General features: G+C 62.2%; 30 protein-coding genes. 1 reads left to right on the top strand and 29 read right to left on the bottom strand.

The genetic code is table 11. From position 1 onward, the window contains the following. Positions 1-22: 22 nt before the first annotated feature. The 27 genes from rpsM to rpsJ form a co-directional block, all read right to left on the bottom strand. Positions 23-397 (bottom strand): 30S ribosomal protein S13, encoded by a 375-nt coding sequence (gene rpsM / locus BLQ10_RS14170; RefSeq protein ID WP_003803743.1) that lies wholly within the window; start codon positions 395-397, stop codon positions 23-25. Between the two features lie 174 nt (positions 398-571). Beyond that, entirely contained in the window at positions 572-685 is a 114-nt protein-coding gene (gene rpmJ, locus BLQ10_RS14165; RefSeq protein WP_009358722.1) for a 50S ribosomal protein L36, read from the bottom strand. 69 nt (positions 686-754) lie between these two features. Further along, the gene (infA, locus tag BLQ10_RS14160) at positions 755-976 is read right to left on the bottom strand and encodes a translation initiation factor IF-1 (protein WP_009358723.1); all 222 of its coding nucleotides are present in this window, start codon (positions 974-976) and stop codon (positions 755-757) included. Positions 977-1,164: 188 nt separating this feature from the next. Further along, positions 1,165-2,208, bottom strand: coding sequence for a P1 family peptidase (locus BLQ10_RS14155; protein WP_091563122.1), 1,044 nt, complete (start codon positions 2,206-2,208; stop codon positions 1,165-1,167). Positions 2,209-2,397: 189 nt separating this feature from the next. After that, complete coding sequence (map, locus tag BLQ10_RS14150; protein WP_091563120.1) at positions 2,398-3,225, bottom strand: type I methionyl aminopeptidase; 828 nt, start codon at positions 3,223-3,225, stop codon at positions 2,398-2,400. A gap of 233 nt (positions 3,226-3,458) precedes the next feature. Then, complete coding sequence (locus BLQ10_RS14145) at positions 3,459-4,028, bottom strand: adenylate kinase (RefSeq protein WP_175558621.1); 570 nt, start codon at positions 4,026-4,028, stop codon at positions 3,459-3,461. 5 nt (positions 4,029-4,033) lie between these two features. Beyond that, the gene (gene secY, locus BLQ10_RS14140) at positions 4,034-5,344 is read right to left on the bottom strand and encodes a preprotein translocase subunit SecY (RefSeq protein WP_091563115.1); all 1,311 of its coding nucleotides are present in this window, start codon (positions 5,342-5,344) and stop codon (positions 4,034-4,036) included. A gap of 188 nt (positions 5,345-5,532) precedes the next feature. Beyond that, a complete protein-coding gene (rplO, locus tag BLQ10_RS14135) occupies positions 5,533-6,024 on the bottom strand; it encodes a 50S ribosomal protein L15 (protein ID WP_091563112.1) in 492 nt (163 codons plus the stop codon). Continuing rightward, positions 6,025-6,231: a 50S ribosomal protein L30 gene (gene rpmD / locus BLQ10_RS14130; RefSeq protein ID WP_018773676.1), complete on the bottom strand. Its 207-nt coding sequence runs from the start codon at positions 6,229-6,231 to the stop codon at positions 6,025-6,027. A gap of 3 nt (positions 6,232-6,234) precedes the next feature. After that, entirely contained in the window at positions 6,235-6,915 is a 681-nt protein-coding gene (rpsE, locus tag BLQ10_RS14125; RefSeq protein ID WP_173403037.1) for a 30S ribosomal protein S5, read from the bottom strand. Positions 6,916-6,941: 26 nt separating this feature from the next. After that, positions 6,942-7,325 (bottom strand): 50S ribosomal protein L18, encoded by a 384-nt coding sequence (gene rplR, locus BLQ10_RS14120; protein WP_018773674.1) that lies wholly within the window; start codon positions 7,323-7,325, stop codon positions 6,942-6,944. Positions 7,326-7,327: 2 nt separating this feature from the next. Continuing rightward, entirely contained in the window at positions 7,328-7,864 is a 537-nt protein-coding gene (gene rplF, locus BLQ10_RS14115) for a 50S ribosomal protein L6 (protein WP_091563111.1), read from the bottom strand. An 18-nt stretch (positions 7,865-7,882) separates the two neighbouring features. Then, on the bottom strand, positions 7,883-8,281 hold the full coding sequence (gene rpsH, locus BLQ10_RS14110; RefSeq protein WP_018773673.1) for a 30S ribosomal protein S8: 399 nt from the start codon (positions 8,279-8,281) through the stop codon (positions 7,883-7,885). 95 nt (positions 8,282-8,376) lie between these two features. Next, positions 8,377-8,958 (bottom strand): 50S ribosomal protein L5, encoded by a 582-nt coding sequence (gene rplE, locus BLQ10_RS14105; RefSeq protein ID WP_091563108.1) that lies wholly within the window; start codon positions 8,956-8,958, stop codon positions 8,377-8,379. Further along, a complete protein-coding gene (gene rplX, locus BLQ10_RS14100; RefSeq protein ID WP_024366125.1) occupies positions 8,958-9,317 on the bottom strand; it encodes a 50S ribosomal protein L24 in 360 nt (119 codons plus the stop codon). Before rplX ends, rplE begins: the two co-directional genes overlap by 1 nt. 3 nt (positions 9,318-9,320) lie before the next feature. Next, positions 9,321-9,689, bottom strand: coding sequence for a 50S ribosomal protein L14 (gene rplN / locus BLQ10_RS14095; RefSeq protein WP_003803789.1), 369 nt, complete (start codon positions 9,687-9,689; stop codon positions 9,321-9,323). Positions 9,690-10,154: 465 nt separating this feature from the next. Continuing rightward, a complete protein-coding gene (gene rpsQ / locus BLQ10_RS14090) occupies positions 10,155-10,463 on the bottom strand; it encodes a 30S ribosomal protein S17 (protein WP_018773670.1) in 309 nt (102 codons plus the stop codon). Continuing rightward, entirely contained in the window at positions 10,460-10,789 is a 330-nt protein-coding gene (gene rpmC / locus BLQ10_RS22970) for a 50S ribosomal protein L29 (protein WP_091563107.1), read from the bottom strand. Before rpmC ends, rpsQ begins: the two co-directional genes overlap by 4 nt. Positions 10,790-10,791: 2 nt before the next feature. Further along, the gene (gene rplP, locus BLQ10_RS14080; protein ID WP_018773668.1) at positions 10,792-11,208 is read right to left on the bottom strand and encodes a 50S ribosomal protein L16; all 417 of its coding nucleotides are present in this window, start codon (positions 11,206-11,208) and stop codon (positions 10,792-10,794) included. Further along, on the bottom strand, positions 11,209-12,042 hold the full coding sequence (rpsC, locus tag BLQ10_RS14075) for a 30S ribosomal protein S3 (protein ID WP_018773667.1): 834 nt from the start codon (positions 12,040-12,042) through the stop codon (positions 11,209-11,211). After that, positions 12,043-12,408, bottom strand: coding sequence for a 50S ribosomal protein L22 (gene rplV / locus BLQ10_RS14070; protein ID WP_003803798.1), 366 nt, complete (start codon positions 12,406-12,408; stop codon positions 12,043-12,045). A 38-nt stretch (positions 12,409-12,446) separates the two neighbouring features. Further along, complete coding sequence (rpsS, locus tag BLQ10_RS14065; protein WP_018773666.1) at positions 12,447-12,728, bottom strand: 30S ribosomal protein S19; 282 nt, start codon at positions 12,726-12,728, stop codon at positions 12,447-12,449. Positions 12,729-12,740: 12 nt separating this feature from the next. Further along, the gene (rplB, locus tag BLQ10_RS14060; protein ID WP_091563104.1) at positions 12,741-13,580 is read right to left on the bottom strand and encodes a 50S ribosomal protein L2; all 840 of its coding nucleotides are present in this window, start codon (positions 13,578-13,580) and stop codon (positions 12,741-12,743) included. Positions 13,581-13,609: 29 nt separating this feature from the next. Further along, positions 13,610-13,915, bottom strand: a complete 306-nt coding sequence (gene rplW / locus BLQ10_RS14055) for a 50S ribosomal protein L23 (protein ID WP_018773664.1) — start codon at positions 13,913-13,915, stop codon at positions 13,610-13,612. Further along, positions 13,912-14,532 (bottom strand): 50S ribosomal protein L4, encoded by a 621-nt coding sequence (gene rplD / locus BLQ10_RS14050; protein WP_091563103.1) that lies wholly within the window; start codon positions 14,530-14,532, stop codon positions 13,912-13,914. Before rplD ends, rplW begins: the two co-directional genes overlap by 4 nt. 4 nt (positions 14,533-14,536) lie before the next feature. Beyond that, positions 14,537-15,187 (bottom strand): 50S ribosomal protein L3, encoded by a 651-nt coding sequence (gene rplC / locus BLQ10_RS14045; RefSeq protein ID WP_091563100.1) that lies wholly within the window; start codon positions 15,185-15,187, stop codon positions 14,537-14,539. Positions 15,188-15,204: 17 nt separating this feature from the next. Continuing rightward, positions 15,205-15,513 (bottom strand): 30S ribosomal protein S10, encoded by a 309-nt coding sequence (gene rpsJ, locus BLQ10_RS14040; RefSeq protein ID WP_003803825.1) that lies wholly within the window; start codon positions 15,511-15,513, stop codon positions 15,205-15,207. A gap of 438 nt (positions 15,514-15,951) precedes the next feature. Between rpsJ and BLQ10_RS14035 the strand changes: the two genes are divergently transcribed. After that, positions 15,952-17,376, top strand: coding sequence for a GH1 family beta-glucosidase (locus tag BLQ10_RS14035; protein ID WP_091563099.1), 1,425 nt, complete (start codon positions 15,952-15,954; stop codon positions 17,374-17,376). Between the two features lie 18 nt (positions 17,377-17,394). On the opposite strand, the gene BLQ10_RS22965 is transcribed toward BLQ10_RS14035, so the two are convergent. Together BLQ10_RS22965 and tuf are read right to left on the bottom strand one after the other, a co-directional pair. Next, positions 17,395-17,520 carry a hypothetical protein gene (locus BLQ10_RS22965; RefSeq protein WP_302847324.1) on the bottom strand — a complete coding sequence of 42 codons (126 nt, stop codon included), beginning with the start codon at positions 17,518-17,520 and terminating at the stop codon, positions 17,395-17,397. 144 nt (positions 17,521-17,664) lie between these two features. Next, positions 17,665-18,855 (bottom strand): elongation factor Tu, encoded by a 1,191-nt coding sequence (gene tuf, locus BLQ10_RS14030; RefSeq protein ID WP_090575294.1) that lies wholly within the window; start codon positions 18,853-18,855, stop codon positions 17,665-17,667. Between the last annotated feature and the right edge of the window lie 221 nt (positions 18,856-19,076).

The raw sequence follows: 19,076 nt of genomic DNA, 5'->3' as shown, positions 1-19,076 counted from the left end.
TTCAAAGGGGGCAAATGGGGACTTAACGGGCCTTCTTCTTGCCGGCGACGGTACGCTTCGGGCCCTTGCGGGTACGAGCGTTGGTCTTCGTACGCTGACCGCGTACGGGCAGGCCCTTGCGGTGACGCAGGCCTTCGTAGCTGCCGATTTCAACCTTGCGGCGGATATCAGCGGCCACTTCGCGGCGAAGGTCACCCTCAACCTTGTAGTTGCCTTCAATGTAGTCACGCAGCTCAACCAGCTGCGCGTCGGTCAGGTCCTTGACCCGAACGTCAGCGCTGATGCCGGTAGCAGCCAGGGTTTCGTGTGCACGGGTCTTGCCCACGCCGTAGATGTAAGTAAGCGCAATTTCCAGCCGCTTTTCGCGGGGAATGTCTACGCCAGCGAGACGAGCCATATTGGCAGTACTCCTTGTATAAACCGGAGGTCGTAGGCAGTACACCCGCATTTTCAGTGCGGCCCCAGCCTCCGACCGGGGGTTAGCTGTCCGGGCTCAATACGTCCCAGTTCAGCTTGTGCTGCCTTTATTTACTTGCGTGGGTTAGCAACCCAGGGTTTCCCGTTAGGGAAATTAGCCCTGACGCTGCTTGTGGCGCGGGTTCTCGCAGATCACCATGACCCGGCCATTACGGCGGATCACTTTGCACTTTTCGCAGATCTGCTTGACGCTCGGCTTGACCTTCATGGCGTTCCTTTGCGTGTTGCAGTTGGTCAGCTGGACCGGCCCTCGGCTGTTGCTCTGGCCGCCCAGTGTTTACTTGTAGCGGTAGACGATACGACCACGTGTCAGGTCGTAAGGGCTCAGCTCCACCACTACGCGGTCCTCAGGGAGGATCCTGATGTAGTGCTGGCGCATCTTTCCAGAGATGTGTGCCAGAACGATGTGCTTGTTGGTGAGCTCAACGCGAAACATCGCGTTGGGCAGCGCCTCGGTCACAACGCCCTCGATCTCAATGACCCCGTCCTTCTTGGCCATACCCTCCGCTAACTGTTGTTGCCGCAGCCTCCCGGTTGGCACCGGTCATGACCGCGGACGTTTTTGATTGGTTGGTTGATGCCACCCGACCACAAAAGGGCACAACGGGGCAGACAACCAACAGACAACACTACGCCATTGCGGCCCGATTGTTAAATCCCGAGTTAAATCCAGCTATCGTAGCGCACTCAGCGTCCGTACGCACCCAGCGTCCCGGCTGCCGTCGTCACTGCCTCCGCCCGCGAGATCCCGTCAAGGATGGCAAGCCGGACGACGTCGGCGGCCGCGCTCTGCAGTGTAATGAGGCTTATCTGCCGGGCCGTCGGGGTGCTGCGGTCAAGCGCGACGACGCCCGTCGCCAGGGCGAACACGGTGTCGCCGTCAGCGAGGGTGTGGCTCGGCGCCAGTGCCCGGGCCAATCCGGCATGGGCCGCCGAGGCCGTCCGCTTGCAGTCTGCCTTGTCCAGGACGGCATCGGTGGCGACGACGACGAGGGTGGTGTTGAGCGGGGCTTCCGTTGTGCCCTGCGCGGGTTCCGACGCGTTTGGGCCATCCGGCGCGGCTTCCGCCGCAGCGACCGAAACCCTCGGCGTGCTCGCTCCTTCGTCGCTTAGACGCACGCTGCCGGGTTCCGTCCGTTGCGGCGATGTGCCAAAAGGTAACCCCAGCGCGTTGACTACGGCGATAGCACCAACGGTCACCCCGTTCTCGAGAGTGATGGACGCTGTCCCCACTCCCCCCTTGAACTGTCCCCGGCCGATTGCAGCTCCCGTGCCGGCCCCTACATTGCCGCGCTCGACGTCGTGCCCTTCCGGCTGCTCGGCTGCGGCGGCCGTAGCCGCGTAGCCCATCGCCTCGCCGGGGCGGGCAGAGAAGTCACCGCCGCGGCCCAGATCGAAGATCGCGGCCGCCGGCACGATCGGAACGAGCCCGCCGGGGACCTGGAAGCCGCGGCCGTTCTCCTCGCACCAGCGCATGGCCCCGCCCGCGGCCGCGAGGCCAAACGCGCTCCCTCCGGTCAGGACCACGGCGTCCACGGTCTGGGACAGCGTGGTGGGATCCAGCGAGTCTGTCTCATGCGTCGCGGGCCCGCCGCCACGGACGTCCACCGAACCCACCGTTCCCGGCGGTGGCAGAATCACCGTCACCCCGCTCAGCCAGCCGTCGTCGGACTTCTGGACATGGCCTATCCGGATCCCGGCGACGTCAGTGATCGCTCCTGTTGCTCCCATGGCTCTATTGTGCGCCCCGGCGCAAACCACCGCCCGCAGCGGAGCCAGCAGACACCAAGGACGTGAAGCCCAAGCTCAAGCGCTAGCTTCGCTGGCGACACGCAAAATCCCTGGCGCTACCAATATTCGGTAACGCCAGGGATTTTGCGCGTCGCCAGAAAACTTGTGAGGCGCCGTGTGAATTCGGGCTTAGGGGATCGGGACGGGCACGACGCCGAGCGGCGCCAGTTTCGCCGCTCCCCCGTCCGGTGCCGAGAGGACCCAGATCCCCTTCTCGTGCACGGCGACGGAGTGCTCCCACTGGCAGGAGCGCTTGCCGTCCGTGGTGACGACGGTCCAGTCGTCGTCGAGGACGGCGGTGTCGATGCTGCCGCGGACCAGCATGGGCTCGATTGCAAGGCACAGCCCCGGGCGGATCTTCGGCCCGCGGTGGCTGGTGCGGTAGTTCAGCACGTCCGGAGCCATGTGCATCTCGGAGCCGATGCCGTGGCCCACATAGTCCTCCAGGATGCCCAGCGGCTTGCCGGGCGCGGCGGAGACGTAGTCGTCGACTGCGTTGCCGACATCGCCCACGAATTTGCCGGTGGCCAGGGCTGCGATGCCGCGCCACATGGCTTCCTCGGTGACCTCGGACAGGCGTACGTCCTCGGGATCGGCGGTGCCGACAATCACGGTCCGCGCCGAATCGGAGTGCCACCCATCCACGATCGCGCCGCCGTCGATCGAGATGATGTCGCCGTCCTGGAGCACCCGGCTGCCGGGGATGCCATGGACCACTTCTTCATTCACCGAGGTGCAGATCGTGGCCGGGAACCCGTGGTAGCCGAGGAAGTTGGACTTGGCGCCGGCGTCCTGGAGCACGGCGGCGAAGACCTCGTCCAGCCGGGCCGTGGTGACCCCCGGGGCCGCGGCGGCCACCGCTGCGTCCAGTGCCCGGCTCAGGACCAGCCCGGCCTCGTGCATCGTGCGCATCTGGGCGTTGGTCTTGTATTCAATGCGTGCCTGGCCGAATGCCATCTGTACCTCAGTGTTTTCTCTCGCGGTCCGGTGGCGCTTCAACCCGGGCCTCCACCATGGGTCATCAACCCAAGTCTTCAAACTCTATTCTCCCGCACCGGCGCAGCGGTCCGGAACGGCCTGCCCGCGGGCCCGCCCAACAGCGAAGGGCGCGTCCCGTACACGATGGTACGGAACGCGCCCTTCTGCACTGCGTCAGCTGCAGTGCGCAAGCGTGGATCAGGCGGCGTGGATCAGGCGGCCTGGGCCGACTTGATCGCTTCCATGACGCGCTCGGTGACTTCGTCGATGCCGCCGATGCCGTCCACCTGGGTCAGGATGCCGCGCTCGGCATACTTGGCCACGACGGGTTCGGTCTGCTCGTGGTACAGGTCCAGACGGTGACGGATAACGCCTTCGTTGTCGTCGCTGCGGCCAGTTTCCTTGGCACGGCCCAGGAGGCGGGTGACCAGCTCCTCGTCGTCCGCGGTGAGCTGGAGGACGACGTCGAGCTTCTGCTCGGCGCCGGCGAGGATCTCTTCGAGGTAATCCACCTGTGCGGTGGTGCGGGGGTAGCCGTCCAGCAGGAAGCCCGCCTCGACGTCGTCCTCGCTGAGACGGTCGCGCACCATCTTGTTGGTAACGCTGTCCGGGACGAAGTCGCCGGCGTCCATGTACGTCTTGGCTTCGACGCCGAGCGGAGTCTCACCCTTGACGTTGGCACGGAAGATGTCGCCGGTGGAGATCGCAACGACGCCGAGGCGCTCCGAAATGCGTTCCGCCTGCGTTCCCTTGCCGGAGCCGGGAGGTCCGATAATCAACATTCTCGTCATCGCAAAAGCCCTTCGTAGTGACGTTGCTGTAGTTGCGCATCAATCTGCTTCACGGTCTCCAGACCGACGCCCACCATGATCAGGATCGAGGTGCCGCCGAACGGGAAGTTCTGGTTCGCGTTGATCAGGACAAGTGCAACCAGCGGGATCAATGCCACGAAGCCGAGGTAGAAGGCTCCGGCCAGGGTGATCCGGGATAGGACGTACTGAAGATAGTCCGCGGTCGGCTTGCCGGCGCGGATGCCCGGAATGAAGCCACCGTACTTCTTCATGTTGTCCGAGACCTCTTCAGGGTTGAAAGTAATCGCAACATAGAAGTAGGTGAAAAACACAATCATGGCGAAATACAGTGCCATATAGATCGGGTGATCGCCCTTGGTGAGGTTGTTGTTGATCCACTCAACCCAGGGCTGCATCGGCTCGCCGGCCTTGGGCTGGTTGAACTGCGAGATCAGCCCCGGCAGGTACAGCATGGACGAGGCAAAGATGACAGGCACGACGCCGGCCATGTTCACCTTGATGGGGATGTACGTGCTGGTTCCGCCGACGGTGCGCCGGCCGATCATGCGCTTGGCGTACTGCACCGGGATCCGGCGCTGGGACTGCTCCACGAAGACCACGAGGGCCACGGTGAGCAGGCCGATAACCAGGACCAGGAAGAAGGTGCCGGGGCCCTGGGCCTTCCAGATCGCACCGAGCGAGCCCGGGAAGCCCGCCGCGATGGACGTGAAGATGAGCAGGGACATGCCGTTGCCGACGCCCTTCTCCGTCACGAGCTCGCCCATCCACATGATCAGGCCGGTGCCGGCTGTGAGTGTGATGACGATCAGGACCGTGGTGACGATGGAGCTGTCCGGAATGATGGGCAGCTGGCAGTTCGGCAGCAGCTGGCCGGACCGTGCCAGCGACACCAGTGTCGTGGCGTTGAGCAGGCCGAGCGCGATCGTGAGGTAGCGGGTGTACTGGGTCAGCTTCGACTGCCCGGATGCGCCCTCCTCATACAGCTGCTGGAAACGGGGAATGACCACCCGGAGCAGCTGGACGATGATGCTGGCGGTGATGTAGGGCATGATGCCCAGGGCAAAGATGGACACCTGCAGCAATGCACCGCCGCTGAACAGGTTGACGAGCTGGTAGATCCCGCCCGAGGTCTGACCGTTCTGCAAGCATTGCTGGACATTCTGGTAGCTCACACCAGGCGAGGGGATGAACGCACCCAAGCGGAAGATTGTGATGATTCCCAGCGTGAACAACAACTTGCGTCGCAGATCAGGCGTGCGAAAGGCCCGGCCAAATGCGCTAAGCAAGCGTCCTCCTGAGTAATAAGTAAAGTTGTGTGAGACAGGTCAAATAAACCCAACAACCGAGTCTAACGGGTGGATGGGTCCGGCGAACAATCGGCAGGGCGCGGAAAATGAAAAAAACTCCCGGCACCGGGGGCCTGAGCCCTTGGTGCCGGGAGTTTTCAACAACGGGCAACTGCCCCGCCGCCTCGTTAGAGGGCGGTGGTGCTTCCGCCTGCTGCGGCAATCTTTTCAGCGGCGCTGGCCGAGAATGCGTGGACGGTGACGTCAACCTTGACGGTGATGTCGCCGGTGCCCAGCACCTTGACGGGCTGGTTCTTGCGAACGGCACCCTTTTCGACCAGGTTCTCCACGGTGACTGCGCCACCTTCCGGGAACAGCTCGTTGAGCTTGTCCAGGTTTACAACCTGGTACTCAACCCGGAACGGGTTCTTGAAGCCGCGCAGCTTCGGCAGGCGCATGTGCAGCGGCAGCTGGCCGCCGGCAAAGCCAGCCTTGATCTGGTAGCGGGCCTTCGTGCCCTTGGTTCCGCGACCAGCGGTCTTACCCTTGGAACCTTCACCACGACCAACACGGGTCTTGGCGGTCTTGGCACCCGGGGCGGGACGCAGGTGGTGAACCTTCAGTGCGTTCTGCTTCTCAGCGGCGCCCTGTGCCTTTTCGGCGGTGTTCTTCTCTGCCATTTACTTCGCCTCCTCTACCTTTACCAGGTGCGGAACCGTGTTGAGCATCCCGACGGTCACGGCGTCGGCGGTGCGGACAACGGTGTGTCCGATCCGCTTCAGGCCGAGGGACCGAAGGGTGTCGCGCTGGTTCTGCTTGCCGCCAATGGCGGACTTGATCTGAGTGATCTCCAACTTTGCGTCGGAGACGAGCACGTTCTTAGCCATGACTCAGACACCTGCCTTCTGGTTCAGGAGAGCCTTCACCATTGCCGGCGGAGCGATCTCATCGAGCGGGAGGCCGCGGCGTGCTGCCACTGCTGCCGGCTCTTCGAGGCGCTTCAGCGCATCAACAGTCGCGTGAACGATGTTGATGGCGTTGGAGGAACCGAGCGACTTGGAGAGGATGTCGTGGATGCCCACGCACTCCAGTACTGCACGGACCGGGCCACCGGCGATAACACCGGTACCGGCGGAAGCCGGACGCAGCATGACGACGCCTGCGGCGGCCTCACCCTGAACGCGGTGCGGGATGGTGCTGCCGATGCGGGGAACGCGGAAGAAGGACTTCTTGGCCTCTTCAACGCCCTTCGCGATGGCGGCGGGAACTTCCTTGGCCTTGCCGTAGCCGACGCCGACCATGCCGTTGCCGTCACCGACGACGACGAGGGCGGTGAAGCTGAAGCGACGACCACCCTTGACGACCTTGGAAACGCGGTTGATGGTTACGACGCGCTCTACGAACTGGCTCTTCTCGGCCTCGCGGCCGCCGTCACGGCCACCACGGCCGCCACGGTCGCCACGGCCCTGGCCGCGGTCGCCACGCTCGCCACGACGGGCGCCACCACGGCGGTCGTCAGTGGTAGCAGGCGCAGCGGTCTCAGTTGCCGGAGCAGCTACAGCTTCAGTCACCTGAATGTCCTTTTCGTTATTTTCGGTCACAGTGCCAGCCCACCTTCACGTGCGCCGTCAGCGACGGCGGCGATCCGGCCGTGGTACTTGTTACCACCGCGGTCGAAGACAACTGCTTCGATACCGGCAGCCTTGGCACGCTCGGCGACCAGTTCGCCAACGCGCTTGGCCTTGGCGGTCTTGTCACCGTCGAATGCACGAAGGTCGGCTTCCAGTGTGGAGGCGCTTGCCACGGTCAGGCCCTTGGTGTCATCGACAACCTGGACGAATACGTGACGTGCGGAGCGGTTGACGACCAGACGCGGGCGTACAGCCGTACCGGAGATGCGCTTGCGGATACGAAGCTGGCGGCGGCTGCGCTGGGCAGACTTGCTCTTGTTCGTACGCTTCTTGTTAATTGCGATCGCCATGGTTACTTACCAGCCTTTCCGACCTTGCGGCGGATGACTTCGCCTGCGTAACGGATGCCCTTGCCCTTGTAGGGGTCCGGCTTCCGCAGCTTGCGAATGTTGGCAGCAACCTCGCCGACCTGCTGCTTGGAGATACCTGAAACAGAGAGCTTGGTCGGGGTCTCAACTGCAAAGGTGATGCCGTTCGGTGCCGAGACGTTAACCGGGTGGCTGTAGCCCAGAGCGAACTCCAGATCAGCTCCCTTGGCCTGGACGCGGTAACCAGTACCGACAATCTCAAGCTTCTTCTCGTAGCCTGCGGTGACACCCTGGATCATGTTGGCGATCAGGGTGCGGGTCAGGCCGTGCAGCGAACGTGAGGCGCGCTCGTCGTTCGGGCGGGCGACAGTCAGGGTGCCTTCTTCCAGGGAAACCTCGATCGGGCTGGCCACAGTGTGGCTCAGCTCGCCTTTGGAACCCTTGACGCTGACGACAGAGCCGTCAACCTTGACCTCAACGCCGGCAGGAACGGTGATGGGGAGACGTCCAATACGTGACATTATTCTCTTCCTTTCCCGTTACCAGACGTAAGCGAGGACTTCGCCGCCCACGCCCTTCTTGCCGGCCTGCTTGTCAGTCAAGAGGCCGGAAGAGGTGGACAGGATTGCGACACCCAGGCCACCGAGCACGTGCGGCAGGTTGGTGGACTTTGCGTAAACGCGCAGTCCCGGCTTGGAAATACGACGAACGCCAGCGATTGAACGCTCGCGGTTCGGACCGAACTTGAGCTCGAGGGTCAGCTTCTTGCCGACCTCAGCGTCTTCTTCTTTCCAGGAGGCGATGTAACCTTCAGCCTTCAGGATGTCGGCAACGCGTGCCTTGAGCTTGCTGTACGGCATGGTCACGGAATCGTGGTATGCCGAGTTAGCGTTGCGCAGACGCGTAAGCATGTCTGCGACGGGATCTGTCATTGTCATGTGGGCTCTTGCCCTTCCTCATAACGGTTTCCGCCGTGCCGGTTGTCCCGAACAGAGTTCGGGACCAGCGCGCGCGGACCTTTTACGTAGCTAGATTAGTCTTCGGTCTTGAACGGGAAGCCAAGCGCCTTGAGCAGCGCACGGCCTTCGTCGTCGGTCTTGGCAGTGGTCACGACGGTGATGTCCATGCCGCGTACGCGGTCGATGGAATCCTGGTCGATCTCGTGGAACATAACCTGCTCGGTCAGACCGAAGGTGTAGTTGCCGTTGCCATCGAACTGCTTGCCGCTGAGGCCACGGAAGTCGCGGATACGCGGCAGAGCCAGCGTGACCAGACGGTCCAGGAATTCCCACATGCGGTCCCCACGCAGAGTTGCGTGTGCACCGATCGGCATGCCTTCGCGCAGCTTGAACTGTGCGATCGACTTGCGGGCCTTGGTTACCTGCGGCTTCTGGCCGGTGATCAGGGTCAGATCGCGGACAGCGCCGTCGATCAGCTTGGAGTCCTTGGCGGCATCTCCAACACCCATGTTCACAACGACCTTGACCAGGCGGGGAACCTGGTTGACGTTCTGGTACTTGAATTCCTCAGTCAGCGAGTTCTTGATGGAATCGGCGTACTTGGTCTTCAGACGAGGAACGATCTTGCTTGCCGGAGTCTCGAGAGTCTCAGTCATTAGATGTCCTTCCCTGAGCTCTTGGCCACGCGGACGCGCACTTCGCGCTTCACGCCATCGCGCTCAACGGTCTCGGTGCGGAAACCGACGCGGGTGGGCTTCTTGGTGGACGGGTCAACCAGAGCCACGTTGGAGATGTGGATCGAAGCCTCGACGACCTCGATGCCACCGGTCTTGGTGCCGCGCTGCGACTGACCGACCTTGGTGTGCTTGGTTACGCGGTTAATGCCTTCAACCAACACGCGGTTGGTCTCCGGGAATACGCGCAGAACCTTGCCCTGCTTGCCTTTGTCGCCGCCGCGCTCAGCCTTGGCGCCAGTGATGACCTGAACGAGGTCACCCTTTTTGATCTTAGCCATGGACTAGAGCACCTCCGGAGCCAGAGAAACGATCTTCATGAACTTCTTGTCACGAAGTTCACGACCAACCGGTCCGAAGATACGGGTACCGCGGGGGTCACCGTCGTTCTTCAGGATGACGGCTGCGTTCTCGTCAAACTTGATGTAGGAACCATCCGCACGGCGGCGTTCCTTCTTGGTACGGACGATGACAGCCTTGACGACGTCGCCCTTCTTTACGTTGCCGCCCGGAATTGCGTCCTTGACGGTAGCGACGATTACGTCGCCAATGCCTGCGTAGCGACGGCCAGATCCACCGAGAACGCGAATGGTAAGGATTTCCTTAGCACCCGTGTTGTCGGCGACCTTGAGTCGCGACTCCTGCTGAATCACTATTTACTCCTTGCGTCGCGCTGGTTCTCAGACCGAAAATCTTCCTACGGAATGAGCCTTGCGGAACGGTTGATCGGGGTGTCTCTTGACCTGCCTGGATTTTGCCAGACCAGGCCTAAACGCCCGTGCCAAAAACATTTGCTTCCCAGACGGTTCCCGACGAGTCGGGGCGCGAGGGGGCACTATGCCGTGGCACGATTGTTTACGAGGTTGATGACGGCGCGCTAAAGGCGCCATACAAACTCAAAATCTTAGCACGTTTTGGGCGTATCCCCATATCACAGCCCTGGCGCCAGCACACGCCAGCCCACGCTCCCGACGGCGTCCGGGCAGCACAGCTCGGCACGCTCCCGACGCCGGCGTCACGACAGCCCCCTACAGCGGCCGCAGGCAACGCAGAAGCCCCCGCTCCCCCAAAGGGGAACGAGGGCTTCTGCTGTATCACCAGGCAGCTAAGTGCAGGTGTTACTTGGCCTTCTCGAGGATCTCGACCAGACGCCACCGCTTGGTAGCGGAGAGCGGGCGGGTCTCGGCGAGGAGCACCAGGTCGCCGATGCCGGCGCTGTTCTCTTCGTCGTGTGCCTTGATCTTGGCGTTGCGGCGGATGACCTTGCCGTAGAGGGCGTGCTTCACGCGGTCTTCGACCTGGACAGTGATGGTCTTTTCCATCTTGTCCGAGACGACGTAGCCGCGCTTCGTCTTACGGTAACCGCGCTCGTCAGCCTTGGCTGCGTCGGAAACAGTTTCCGTCACGTTCTCGTCCTTTTCACTCACTTGGCATCCTCCTCGGATTCAACCGTTTCAGCCTTGTCGGCCTTCTTGGTTGCAGCCTTCTTGGACTTCTTCTCTTCCTTGGCTTCCACAACCGGGGCGGCAACCTCGGCACGAATGCCCAGCTCGCGCTCACGGAGAACGGTGTAGATGCGGGCGATGTCCTTCTTTACCGCGCGCAGACGACCGTGGTTCTCCAGCTGACCGGTGGCGGACTGGAAACGCAGGTTGAACAGCTCTTCCTTGGCCTTGCGGAGTTCTTCAACGAGACGCTCGTTGTCGAAACCGTCCAGCTGTGCGGATGCAAGTTCCTTGGATCCTACTGCCATTTCTACTCACCACCTTCGCGACGCACAATGCGTGCCTTCAACGGCAGCTTGTGGATTGCCAGGCGCAGGGCCTCGCGAGCTACCTCTTCACTGACACCGGAGAGTTCGAAGAGAACCCGGCCCGGCTTGACGTTTGAGACCCACCATTCCGGAGAACCCTTACCGGAACCCATGCGGGTTTCGGCCGGCTTCTTCGTCAGCGGACGGTCCGGGTAAATGTTGATCCAGACCTTTCCGCCACGCTTGATGTGGCGAGTCATCGCGATACGGGCGGACTCGATCTGACGGTTCGTGACGTAGGCCGGGCTCAGAGCCTGGATGCCCCACTCACCGAAGGAGACCTGGGTACCGCCCGTAGCAGCGCCGGAACGACCCGGGTGGTGCTGCTTACGGTGCTTTACTCGACGTGGGATAAGCATTTAAGCCTGTCCTCCTTCTACTGCCGGTGCAGCTGCTGCTTCGACAGCCGGAGCTTCGGCGGCAGGTGCTGCCTCAGCTGCGGGGCGGTCGGGACGACGGCGGCGGTCACCACGGTCGGCGCCACCCGGGCGGCCCGGGCGGTCGCCGGCACGGCCACGGGACGGAGCAGCAGCTGCCTGCTGAGCCAGTTCCTTGGCAGTGACGTCGCCCTTGTAGATCCAGACCTTCACGCCGATGCGGCCGAAGGTGGTCTTGGCCTCGTAGAAGCCGTAGTCGATGTTCGCACGCAGGGTGTGCAGGGGCACACGGCCTTCGCGGTAGAACTCCGAGCGGGACATTTCTGCGCCGCCCAGTCGACCCGAGCAAGCGATCCGGATGCCCTTGGCACCGGCACGCTGTGCGGACTGCATGGCCTTCTTCATCGCACGGCGGAAAGCCACGCGGGAAGTCAGCTGCTCTGCAACGCCCTGGGCAACAAGCTGGGCTTCCATCTCGGGGTTCTTGACCTCGAGGATGTTCAGCTGTACCTGCTTGCCCGTGAGCTTCTCAAGCTCGCCGCGGATGCGGTCTGCTTCAGCGCCGCGGCGGCCGATGACGATGCCCGGACGTGCCGTGTGGATATCCACGCGGACGCGGTCGCGGGTGCGCTCGATTTCGACCTTGGCGATACCGGCGCGCTCCATGCCCGTGGACATGAGCTGGCGGATACGGATGTCTTCGCGAACGAAGTCCTTGTACCGCTGGCCGGCCTTGGTGCTGTCAGCAAACCAGTGCGATACGTGATCGGTGGTGATGCCGAGTCGGAACCCGTGCGGGTTAACTTTCTGTCCCACTTAGCGAGCCTCCTCTTTCTCCGGGGTAGCGACTACCACGGTGATGTGGCTCGTGCGCTTCTTGATCTGAAATGCACGACCCTGGGCTCGCGGCTGGAACCGCTTCATGGTCGGGCCTTCATCAACAAACGCTTCGCTGATGATGAGGTCACCTTCGTCAAACGCCACGCCGTCGCGGTCCGCGAGGACCCGGGCGTTGGAGATTGCCGACTGAACTACCTTGAATACCGGCTCCGAAGCTGCCTGGGGGGCAAACTTCAGAATTGCCAGAGCCTCATTCGCTTGCTTACCACGAACAAGGTTGACGACGCGCCGGGCCTTCATAGGCGTTACGCGGATGTGACGCGCAATTGCCTTGGCTTCCATTGCTTTCCTTCTCTCGTCTTTGACGTAAGTGCAGGCGCCTAGCGGCGCTTGCCCTTACGGTCGTCCTTGACATGGCCGCGGAATGTCCGCGTGGGAGCGAATTCGCCGAGCTTGTGCCCGACCATCGACTCAGTGACAAACACGGGGATGTGCTTGCGTCCGTCGTGTACGGCGATCGTGTGGCCGAGCATGTCGGGGACGATCATCGAACGGCGGGACCAGGTCTTGATGACGTTCTTGGTGCCCTTTTCGTTTTCCCTGGCTACCTTTACAAAGAGGTGCTGGTCAACGAAAGGACCTTTTTTCAGGCTGCGTGGCATGTGTCCAGGCTCCTATCGCTTGTTCTTGCCAGTACGACGGCGACGAACAATAAGCTTGTCGCTCTCTTTGTTGGGACGGCGGGTGCGGCCTTCGCGCTTACCGTTCGGGTTGACGGGGTGACGTCCACCGGACGTCTTACCCTCGCCACCACCGTGGGGGTGGTCAACCGGGTTCATCGCGACACCACGGACAGTCGGGCGAACGCCCTTCCAGCGCATACGGCCGGCCTTGCCCCAGTTGATGTTCGACTGCTCGGCGTTGCCGACCTCGCCGATCGTTGCGCGGCAGCGCACGTCAACGTTGCGGATTTCGCCGGAAGGCAGACGCAGCTGGGCGAAACGGCCTTCCTTTGCAACGAGCTGGATCGATGCGCCGGCGGAGCGGCCCATCTTGGCGCCGCCACCCGGACGCAGTTCGACTGCGTGGATTACGGTACCGACCGGGATGTTGCGCAGCGGAAGGTTGTTGCCGGGCTTGATGTCAGCGTCGGCGCCGGCCTCTACGAAGTCGCCCTGGGACAGCTTGTTCGGGGCGATGATGTAACGCTTGGTGCCATCAACGTAGTGCAGGAGGGCGATCCGAGCCGTGCGGTTCGGGTCGTACTCGATTTCGGCAACGCGGGCGTTGACGCCGTCCTTGTCGTGGCGACGGAAGTCGATCAGACGGTACTGGCGCTTGTGTCCACCACCCTTGTGACGGGTCGTGATCTTACCGGAGTTGTTACGGCCACCCTTTTTCGGGAGGGGACGTACCAACGACTTTTCCGGCGTCGACCGCGTGATTTCAGTGAAGTCCGCTACGCTCGAGCCACGACGGCCCGGGGTAGTCGGCTTGTATTTACGGATTCCCATAATTTATTTCCTCGTTAAAGTGGTCTCCGCTATGAAAGCGGACCGCCGAAGATGTCGATAGTGCCTTCTTTGAGGCTCACAATGGCACGCTTGGTGTTCTTGCGGGTGCCCCAGCCGAATTTGGTGCGCTTGCGCTTACCGGCACGGTTGATGGTGTTGATCGATTCGACCTTGACGGAGAAAATCTTCTCCACGGCCAGCTTGATCTCGGTCTTGTTCGAGCGGGGGTCCACCAGGAAGGTGTACTTGCCCTCATCGATCAGGCCGTAGCTCTTTTCCGAGACAACGGGTGCAAGCACGACGTCGCGCGGGTCTTTGATGGTGGCTGCACTCACTTGGCATCCTCCTCGTTCTTTGCAGCCTTGTCAGCAACGAATGCTTCGTAGGCAGCCTTGGTGAAGACTACGTCGTCGGAAACGAGAACGTCGTAGGTGTTCAGCTGGTCTGCGTACAGAACGTGAACTTCCTCGAGGTTGCGCACGGACAGTGCAGCAACATCGTTGGCGCGCTCAATGACAACGAGCAGGTTCTTGCGCTCGGAAACTCCGCGCAGGGTTGCCAGGGCTTCCTTGGAGGACGGCTTGGAACCGGCAACCAGGTCAGCAATGACGTGGACGCGGCCGTTGCGGGCGCGGTCCGAGAGTGCGCCGCGCAGTGCAGCAGCAATCATCTTCTTGGGGGTGCGCTGGCTGTAGTCACGCGGCGTGGGGCCGTGGACAACGCCACCACCGGTCATGTGAGGAGCACGGATGGAACCCTGACGGGCGCGGCCGGTGCCCTTCTGCTTGAACGGCTTGCGACCTGCACCGGAAACTTCGGCGCGGGTCTTGGTCTTGTGGGTACCCTGGCGAGCAGCAGCGAGCTGGGCAACGACAACCTGGTGCAGCAGCGGCACGTTGGTCTGTACGTCGAAGATCTCTGCAGGCAGGTCAACCTTGACAGTGCTAGTCATTGAACTAGGCTCCCTTCACGGCGGTGCGTACGAGTACGACCTGGCCGCGGGCGCCGGGGACGGCGCCCTTGATCAGGAGCAGCGACTTCTCGACGTCAACCGCGTGGACCGTGAGGTTCAGCGTGGTGTGACGAACGGCGCCCATGCGGCCGGCCATTTTCATGCCCTTGAAGACGCGGCTCGGGGTGGATGCGCCACCGATTGAACCGGGCTTACGGTGGTTCTTGTGGGCACCGTGGGAAGCTCCAACGCCGTGGAAGCCGTGACGCTTCATAACACCGGCGAAGCCCTTACCCTTGGTGGTGCCAACGACGTCGATCTTCTGGCCGGCTTCGAAGAGCTCTACGGAGAGCTCCTGGCCCAGCTCGTAAGAAGCAGCATCTGCAGTGCGCAGTTCTACGACGTGGCGGCGAGGCGTGACGCCTGCCTTTTCAAAGTGACCAGCCAGCGGCTTGGTGACCTTGCGGGAATCGATCTGGCCGTAGCCGATCTGAACGGCGACATAGCCATCAGTTTCTGCATTGCGCAGCTGCGTGATGACGTTCGAGTCAGCCTGGACCACAGTGACGGGGATGAGCTTGTTGTTCTCGTCCCAGACCTGGGTCATGCCGAGCTTCGTGCCCAGCAGGCCCTTTACGTTACGGGTTGCGGTCATAGTCTCTCAGCACCTCCCTACAGCTTGATTTCGATGTTCACGTCGGCCGGCAGGTCGAGACGCATGAGCGAATCAACAGCCTTGGGCGTGGGATCGATGATGTCGATAAGACGCTTGTGCGTGCGCATTTCAAAGTGCTCGCGGCTGTCCTTGTACTTGTGCGGAGAGCGAATAACGCAGTACACGTTCTTCTCCGTCGGCAGCGGCACGGGGCCAACTACAGTTGCGCCTGCGCGCGTGACCGTCTCAACGATCTTCCGTGCTGAAACGTCAATGACCTCGTGGTCGTATGACTTCAGCCGGATGCGGATTTTTTGTCCCGCCATGTCGCCTGACTCTCTTTCAGTCTGTGCTTCCCCTGATTAGGGCTGCCCTGTTCACTTACTAGTTGTATGGCTGCCGAAGCATTTGAAGTCGTAACTACCATCCGCCGCACAAGCTGAATCCGGAAGAATCCGGGTTCCTCAACCTGCCGACGTAACCGACCCCCGCGGTCGGGCGTGTCGTACGTTTTCACACATACGCGTCCGCAATTCCATGGGGAGTGGGTTATGTTTGGTCTCTCACTTGGACCCTGGCACCCGGCATTATCCGGATCGGGACGCGAAAGAGCGCTTGAACAACTCATCTAGTATGCCGGAATTTGCGGGCAGAAGCGAATCAGCCCTCTGCACAGCAGTGCAATCACTGGACTGCAATCGCTGGAGTGCAATCACAGCAGGGTAGCCATTGTCCTGAATCCCCGTCGAATGGATGATGGGGGCATGACTGTGCAGGATGCTGTAGCAGTTCAGGCCCTCGCTGCCCGGCTGAGCCCCGGATTCACCCTGGGAGTCGCCTCCGCGGCTTTCCAGATCGAGGGGAGCCTCGCGGCCGGCGGCCGCGGGCCCTCCGGCTGGGACGCGTTCGCCGAAAAGCCCGGCAACATCCTGAACGGGCACTCCCCCGCCGTCGCCTGCGACCACTACAACCGCGCGGCGGAAGACATCGCGCTCATGCGCGAGCTCGGGATCGATTCCTACCGTTTCTCGATCTCGTGGCCGCGGGTCCAGCCTGAGGGCACCGGCCGCTTCAATGCGGCGGGACTGGACTTCTACGACCGCCTGATCGACCGGCTGCTCGCCGCCGGCATATCGCCCATGGCCACCCTCTACCACTGGGATACGCCGCTCCCCCTCGAGCACCGCGGGGGCTGGATGAACCGTTCGACGGCGGAACGGTTTGCCGAGTACAGTGCGGCTGCCGGCAAACGGTTCGGTGATCGCGTGGCGCAGTGGGTGACGCTGAACGAGCCCGCCTCGGTCACCCTCAACGGCTACGCACTGGACGTCCACGCGCCCGGCCATGGCCTGCTCTTCGATGCCCTGCCGTCGGTGCGCCATCAGCTCCTGGGTCACGGCCTGGCGGTGCAGGCGCTGCGGGCGGAGGGCGTCTCCGGCGCCGTCGGCGTCACGAACCTGCATTCCCCGGTCCGGCCGGCGTCCGGCTCGCTAACCGACAGGTTGCTGGCCAAGGTGTTCGACCTCGTGCTGAACCGGCTCTACGCGGACCCGATCCTCCTGGGCCGTTTTCCCCGACCGCCGCTGATCGCCCGGCCGTGGTTTCGTTCACTGGGGAGGATCACCGACGCGGATCTGGCCACGATCCACCAGCCGCTGGATTTCTACGGCCTGAACTACTACTACCCCGTAAAGGTGGCTACGGGGCGCGGCGTCGACAGCCCCTCCGGAACCGCGGAGGCGATGCTGAAAGTGCCGTTCCACCTCGCCGCGTTCCCGGAGTACGAACTCACGGGATTCGGCTGGCCGGTCGCTCCTGACCATCTGGGGATCCTGCTCCGGGAGCTGAAGGACAGGTACGGCGAGTCGCTGCCACCGCTCTATATCACCGAGAGCGGGGCGAGCTTCCCCGAACCGGACCACGTCACCGGCCCCATCCCCGACGCCGGCCGGATCAGCTACCTCGCCGCACACCTCGGCCAGGCGGTGGAGGCCACTTCCCCCGGGGGTGTGGCCCACGACGTCCATCTGCTCGGCTACTACGTCTGGACGCTCATGGACAACTTTGAATGGGCGGCCGGCTACTCCCAGCGCTTCGGCCTGGTGCATGTGGATTTCACCACCCTCCAGCGAACGCCGAAAGACTCGTACTACTGGTACCAGGCCCTCGCCCGGGCCCGACGGACCTGAGTCCCGTCCGGGTCGGGGCTACTGGTCGCGGTTTGCCCGGTTGATGCGCTTGGCGCGGTCGATCTCCTGGCGGAAGTGCTTCTTCGCCCAGAAGAACGCGACGACAACGGCGACGACGATCAGCAGAAAAATGAACCAGCCCATGGTGAGCTCCTTTCCCTTCCTGCAAAGGTATCAGGAACTTAAAAGGAACAGCCCCGCTGCAAGTGCAACGGGGCTGTTCCCGGTCCTCTGTTCAGCTGCCAGACGGCTGGCTGATCAGTGGTCAAGCATCAGATCAGCAAGTAATTACTTGACGATCTTGGTGACGCGTCCTGAACCAACGGTGCGGCCGCCTTCGCGGATAGCGAAGCCGAGGCCCTCTTCCATTGCGATCGGCTGGATGAGCGCAACGGTCATCTCAGTGTTGTCGCCAGGCATAACCATTTCCGTGCCTTCCGGCAGGGTGATAACGCCGGTTACGTCCGTGGTGCGGAAGTAGAACTGCGGGCGGTAGTTGGAGTAGAACGGGTTGTGACGTCCGCCTTCGTCCTTGGAGAGGATGTAGACGTTAGCCTCGAAGTCGGTGTGCGGGGTAATGGAACCCGGCTTGACGACAACCTGGCCACGCTCGACATCGTCGCGCTTCAGACCGCGGAGCAGGAGGCCACAGTTCTCGCCGGCCCATGCTTCGTCGAGCTGCTTGTGGAACATCTCGATACCGGTAACCGTGGTCTTCTGGACCGGGCGGATGCCGACGATCTCGACCTCGGAGTTGATCGCGAGGGTTCCACGCTCGGCGCGGCCCGTAACAACGGTGCCACGGCCGGTGATCGTGAAGACGTCTTCGATCGGCATCAGGAAGGGCTTGTCACGGTCGCGTACGGGGTCCGGAACCGAGTTGTCGACAGCTTCCATGAGGTCCTCGATGGACTTGACCCACTCCGGGTCGCCTTCCAGAGCCTTCAGGCCCGAAACGCGGATGACCGGAGCTTCGTCGCCATCGAAGCCCTGCGAGCTGAGCAGCTCGCGAACTTCCATTTCGACGAGGTCGAGGAGTTCCTCGTCATCGACCATGTCAGCCTTGTTCAGCGCGACCAGCAGGTAGGGAACGCCAACCTGGCGGGCGAGCAGAACGTGCTCGCGGGTCTGAGCCATCGGGCCGTCAGTGGCGGCAACCACGAGGATTGCACCGTCCATCTGAGCAGCGCCGGTGATCATGTTCTTGATGTAGTCAGCGTGACCCGGAGCGTCTACGTGTGCGTAGTGGCGCTTCTCGGTCTGGTACTCAACGTGGGAGATGTTGATGGTAATGCCGCGCTGACGCTCTTCGGGAGCAGAGTCAATCGACGCGAAGTCACGCTTCTCGTTGAGAGTCGGGTACTTGTCGTACAGCACCTTGGAAATGGCGGCCGTCAGCGTCGTCTTACCGTGGTCAACGTGACCAATGGTACCGATGTTAACGTGCGGCTTAGTCCGCTCGAACTTTGCCTTTGCCACAGGTTCCTCCTAGAACGTTTTCAAATGACTTACCCTTCGGCCGCGCTTGTCGCGGCAGAAACTCCAGTAAGTCTACTTGGGGGGCTTTGGATTGGTGAAATTGCAGATTCAGGTACTAATGCTAGTGCCTAGAGCCTGTTCGTGCAGGCGGCCGGACTTCGGTCTGGACAGGAGCCCGGCCACTTGCACCAGATGAATCTCCGTTGGCGGAGACGCATCCG

Source organism: Arthrobacter sp. ok362, from assembly GCF_900102785.1.
In the GTDB taxonomy this organism is placed as follows: Bacteria; Actinomycetota; Actinomycetes; order Actinomycetales; family Micrococcaceae; genus Arthrobacter.
This window is presented reverse-complemented; position numbering and strand designations above follow the sequence as displayed.

Excerpts from the sequence above, each read along its gene's own strand:
- rpsM (WP_003803743.1), bottom strand. The coding sequence starts at position 397 with ATGGCTCGTCTCGCTGGCGTAGACATTCCCCGCGAAAAGCGGCTGGAA.
- rpmJ (WP_009358722.1), bottom strand. The coding sequence starts at position 685 with ATGAAGGTCAAGCCGAGCGTCAAGCAGATCTGCGAAAAGTGCAAAGTG.
- infA (WP_009358723.1), bottom strand. The coding sequence starts at position 976 with ATGGCCAAGAAGGACGGGGTCATTGAGATCGAGGGCGTTGTGACCGAG.
- BLQ10_RS14155 (WP_091563122.1), bottom strand. The coding sequence starts at position 2,208 with ATGGGAGCAACAGGAGCGATCACTGACGTCGCCGGGATCCGGATAGGC.
- map (WP_091563120.1), bottom strand. The coding sequence starts at position 3,225 with ATGGCATTCGGCCAGGCACGCATTGAATACAAGACCAACGCCCAGATG.
- BLQ10_RS14145 (WP_175558621.1), bottom strand. The coding sequence starts at position 4,028 with ATGTTGATTATCGGACCTCCCGGCTCCGGCAAGGGAACGCAGGCGGAA.
- rplO (WP_091563112.1), bottom strand. The coding sequence starts at position 6,024 with ATGGCAGAGAAGAACACCGCCGAAAAGGCACAGGGCGCCGCTGAGAAG.
- rpmD (WP_018773676.1), bottom strand. The coding sequence starts at position 6,231 with ATGGCTAAGAACGTGCTCGTCTCCGACGCAAAGTTGGAGATCACTCAG.
- rplR (WP_018773674.1), bottom strand. The coding sequence starts at position 7,325 with ATGGCGATCGCAATTAACAAGAAGCGTACGAACAAGAGCAAGTCTGCC.
- rplF (WP_091563111.1), bottom strand. The coding sequence starts at position 7,864 with ATGTCACGTATTGGACGTCTCCCCATCACCGTTCCTGCCGGCGTTGAG.
- rpsH (WP_018773673.1), bottom strand. The coding sequence starts at position 8,281 with ATGACAATGACAGATCCCGTCGCAGACATGCTTACGCGTCTGCGCAAC.
- rplE (WP_091563108.1), bottom strand. The coding sequence starts at position 8,958 with ATGACTGAGACTCTCGAGACTCCGGCAAGCAAGATCGTTCCTCGTCTG.
- rplX (WP_024366125.1), bottom strand. The coding sequence starts at position 9,317 with ATGGCTAAGATCAAAAAGGGTGACCTCGTTCAGGTCATCACTGGCGCC.
- rpmC (WP_091563107.1), bottom strand. The coding sequence starts at position 10,789 with ATGGCAGTAGGATCCAAGGAACTTGCATCCGCACAGCTGGACGGTTTC.
- rplP (WP_018773668.1), bottom strand. The coding sequence starts at position 11,208 with ATGCTTATCCCACGTCGAGTAAAGCACCGTAAGCAGCACCACCCGGGT.
- rplV (WP_003803798.1), bottom strand. The coding sequence starts at position 12,408 with ATGGAAGCCAAGGCAATTGCGCGTCACATCCGCGTAACGCCTATGAAG.
- rpsS (WP_018773666.1), bottom strand. The coding sequence starts at position 12,728 with ATGCCACGCAGCCTGAAAAAAGGTCCTTTCGTTGACCAGCACCTCTTT.
- rplB (WP_091563104.1), bottom strand. The coding sequence starts at position 13,580 with ATGGGAATCCGTAAATACAAGCCGACTACCCCGGGCCGTCGTGGCTCG.
- rplD (WP_091563103.1), bottom strand. The coding sequence starts at position 14,532 with ATGACTAGCACTGTCAAGGTTGACCTGCCTGCAGAGATCTTCGACGTA.
- rplC (WP_091563100.1), bottom strand. The coding sequence starts at position 15,187 with ATGACCGCAACCCGTAACGTAAAGGGCCTGCTGGGCACGAAGCTCGGC.
- rpsJ (WP_003803825.1), bottom strand. The coding sequence starts at position 15,513 with ATGGCGGGACAAAAAATCCGCATCCGGCTGAAGTCATACGACCACGAG.
- BLQ10_RS14035 (WP_091563099.1), top strand. The coding sequence starts at position 15,952 with ATGACTGTGCAGGATGCTGTAGCAGTTCAGGCCCTCGCTGCCCGGCTG.
- BLQ10_RS22965 (WP_302847324.1), bottom strand. The coding sequence starts at position 17,520 with ATGGGCTGGTTCATTTTTCTGCTGATCGTCGTCGCCGTTGTCGTCGCG.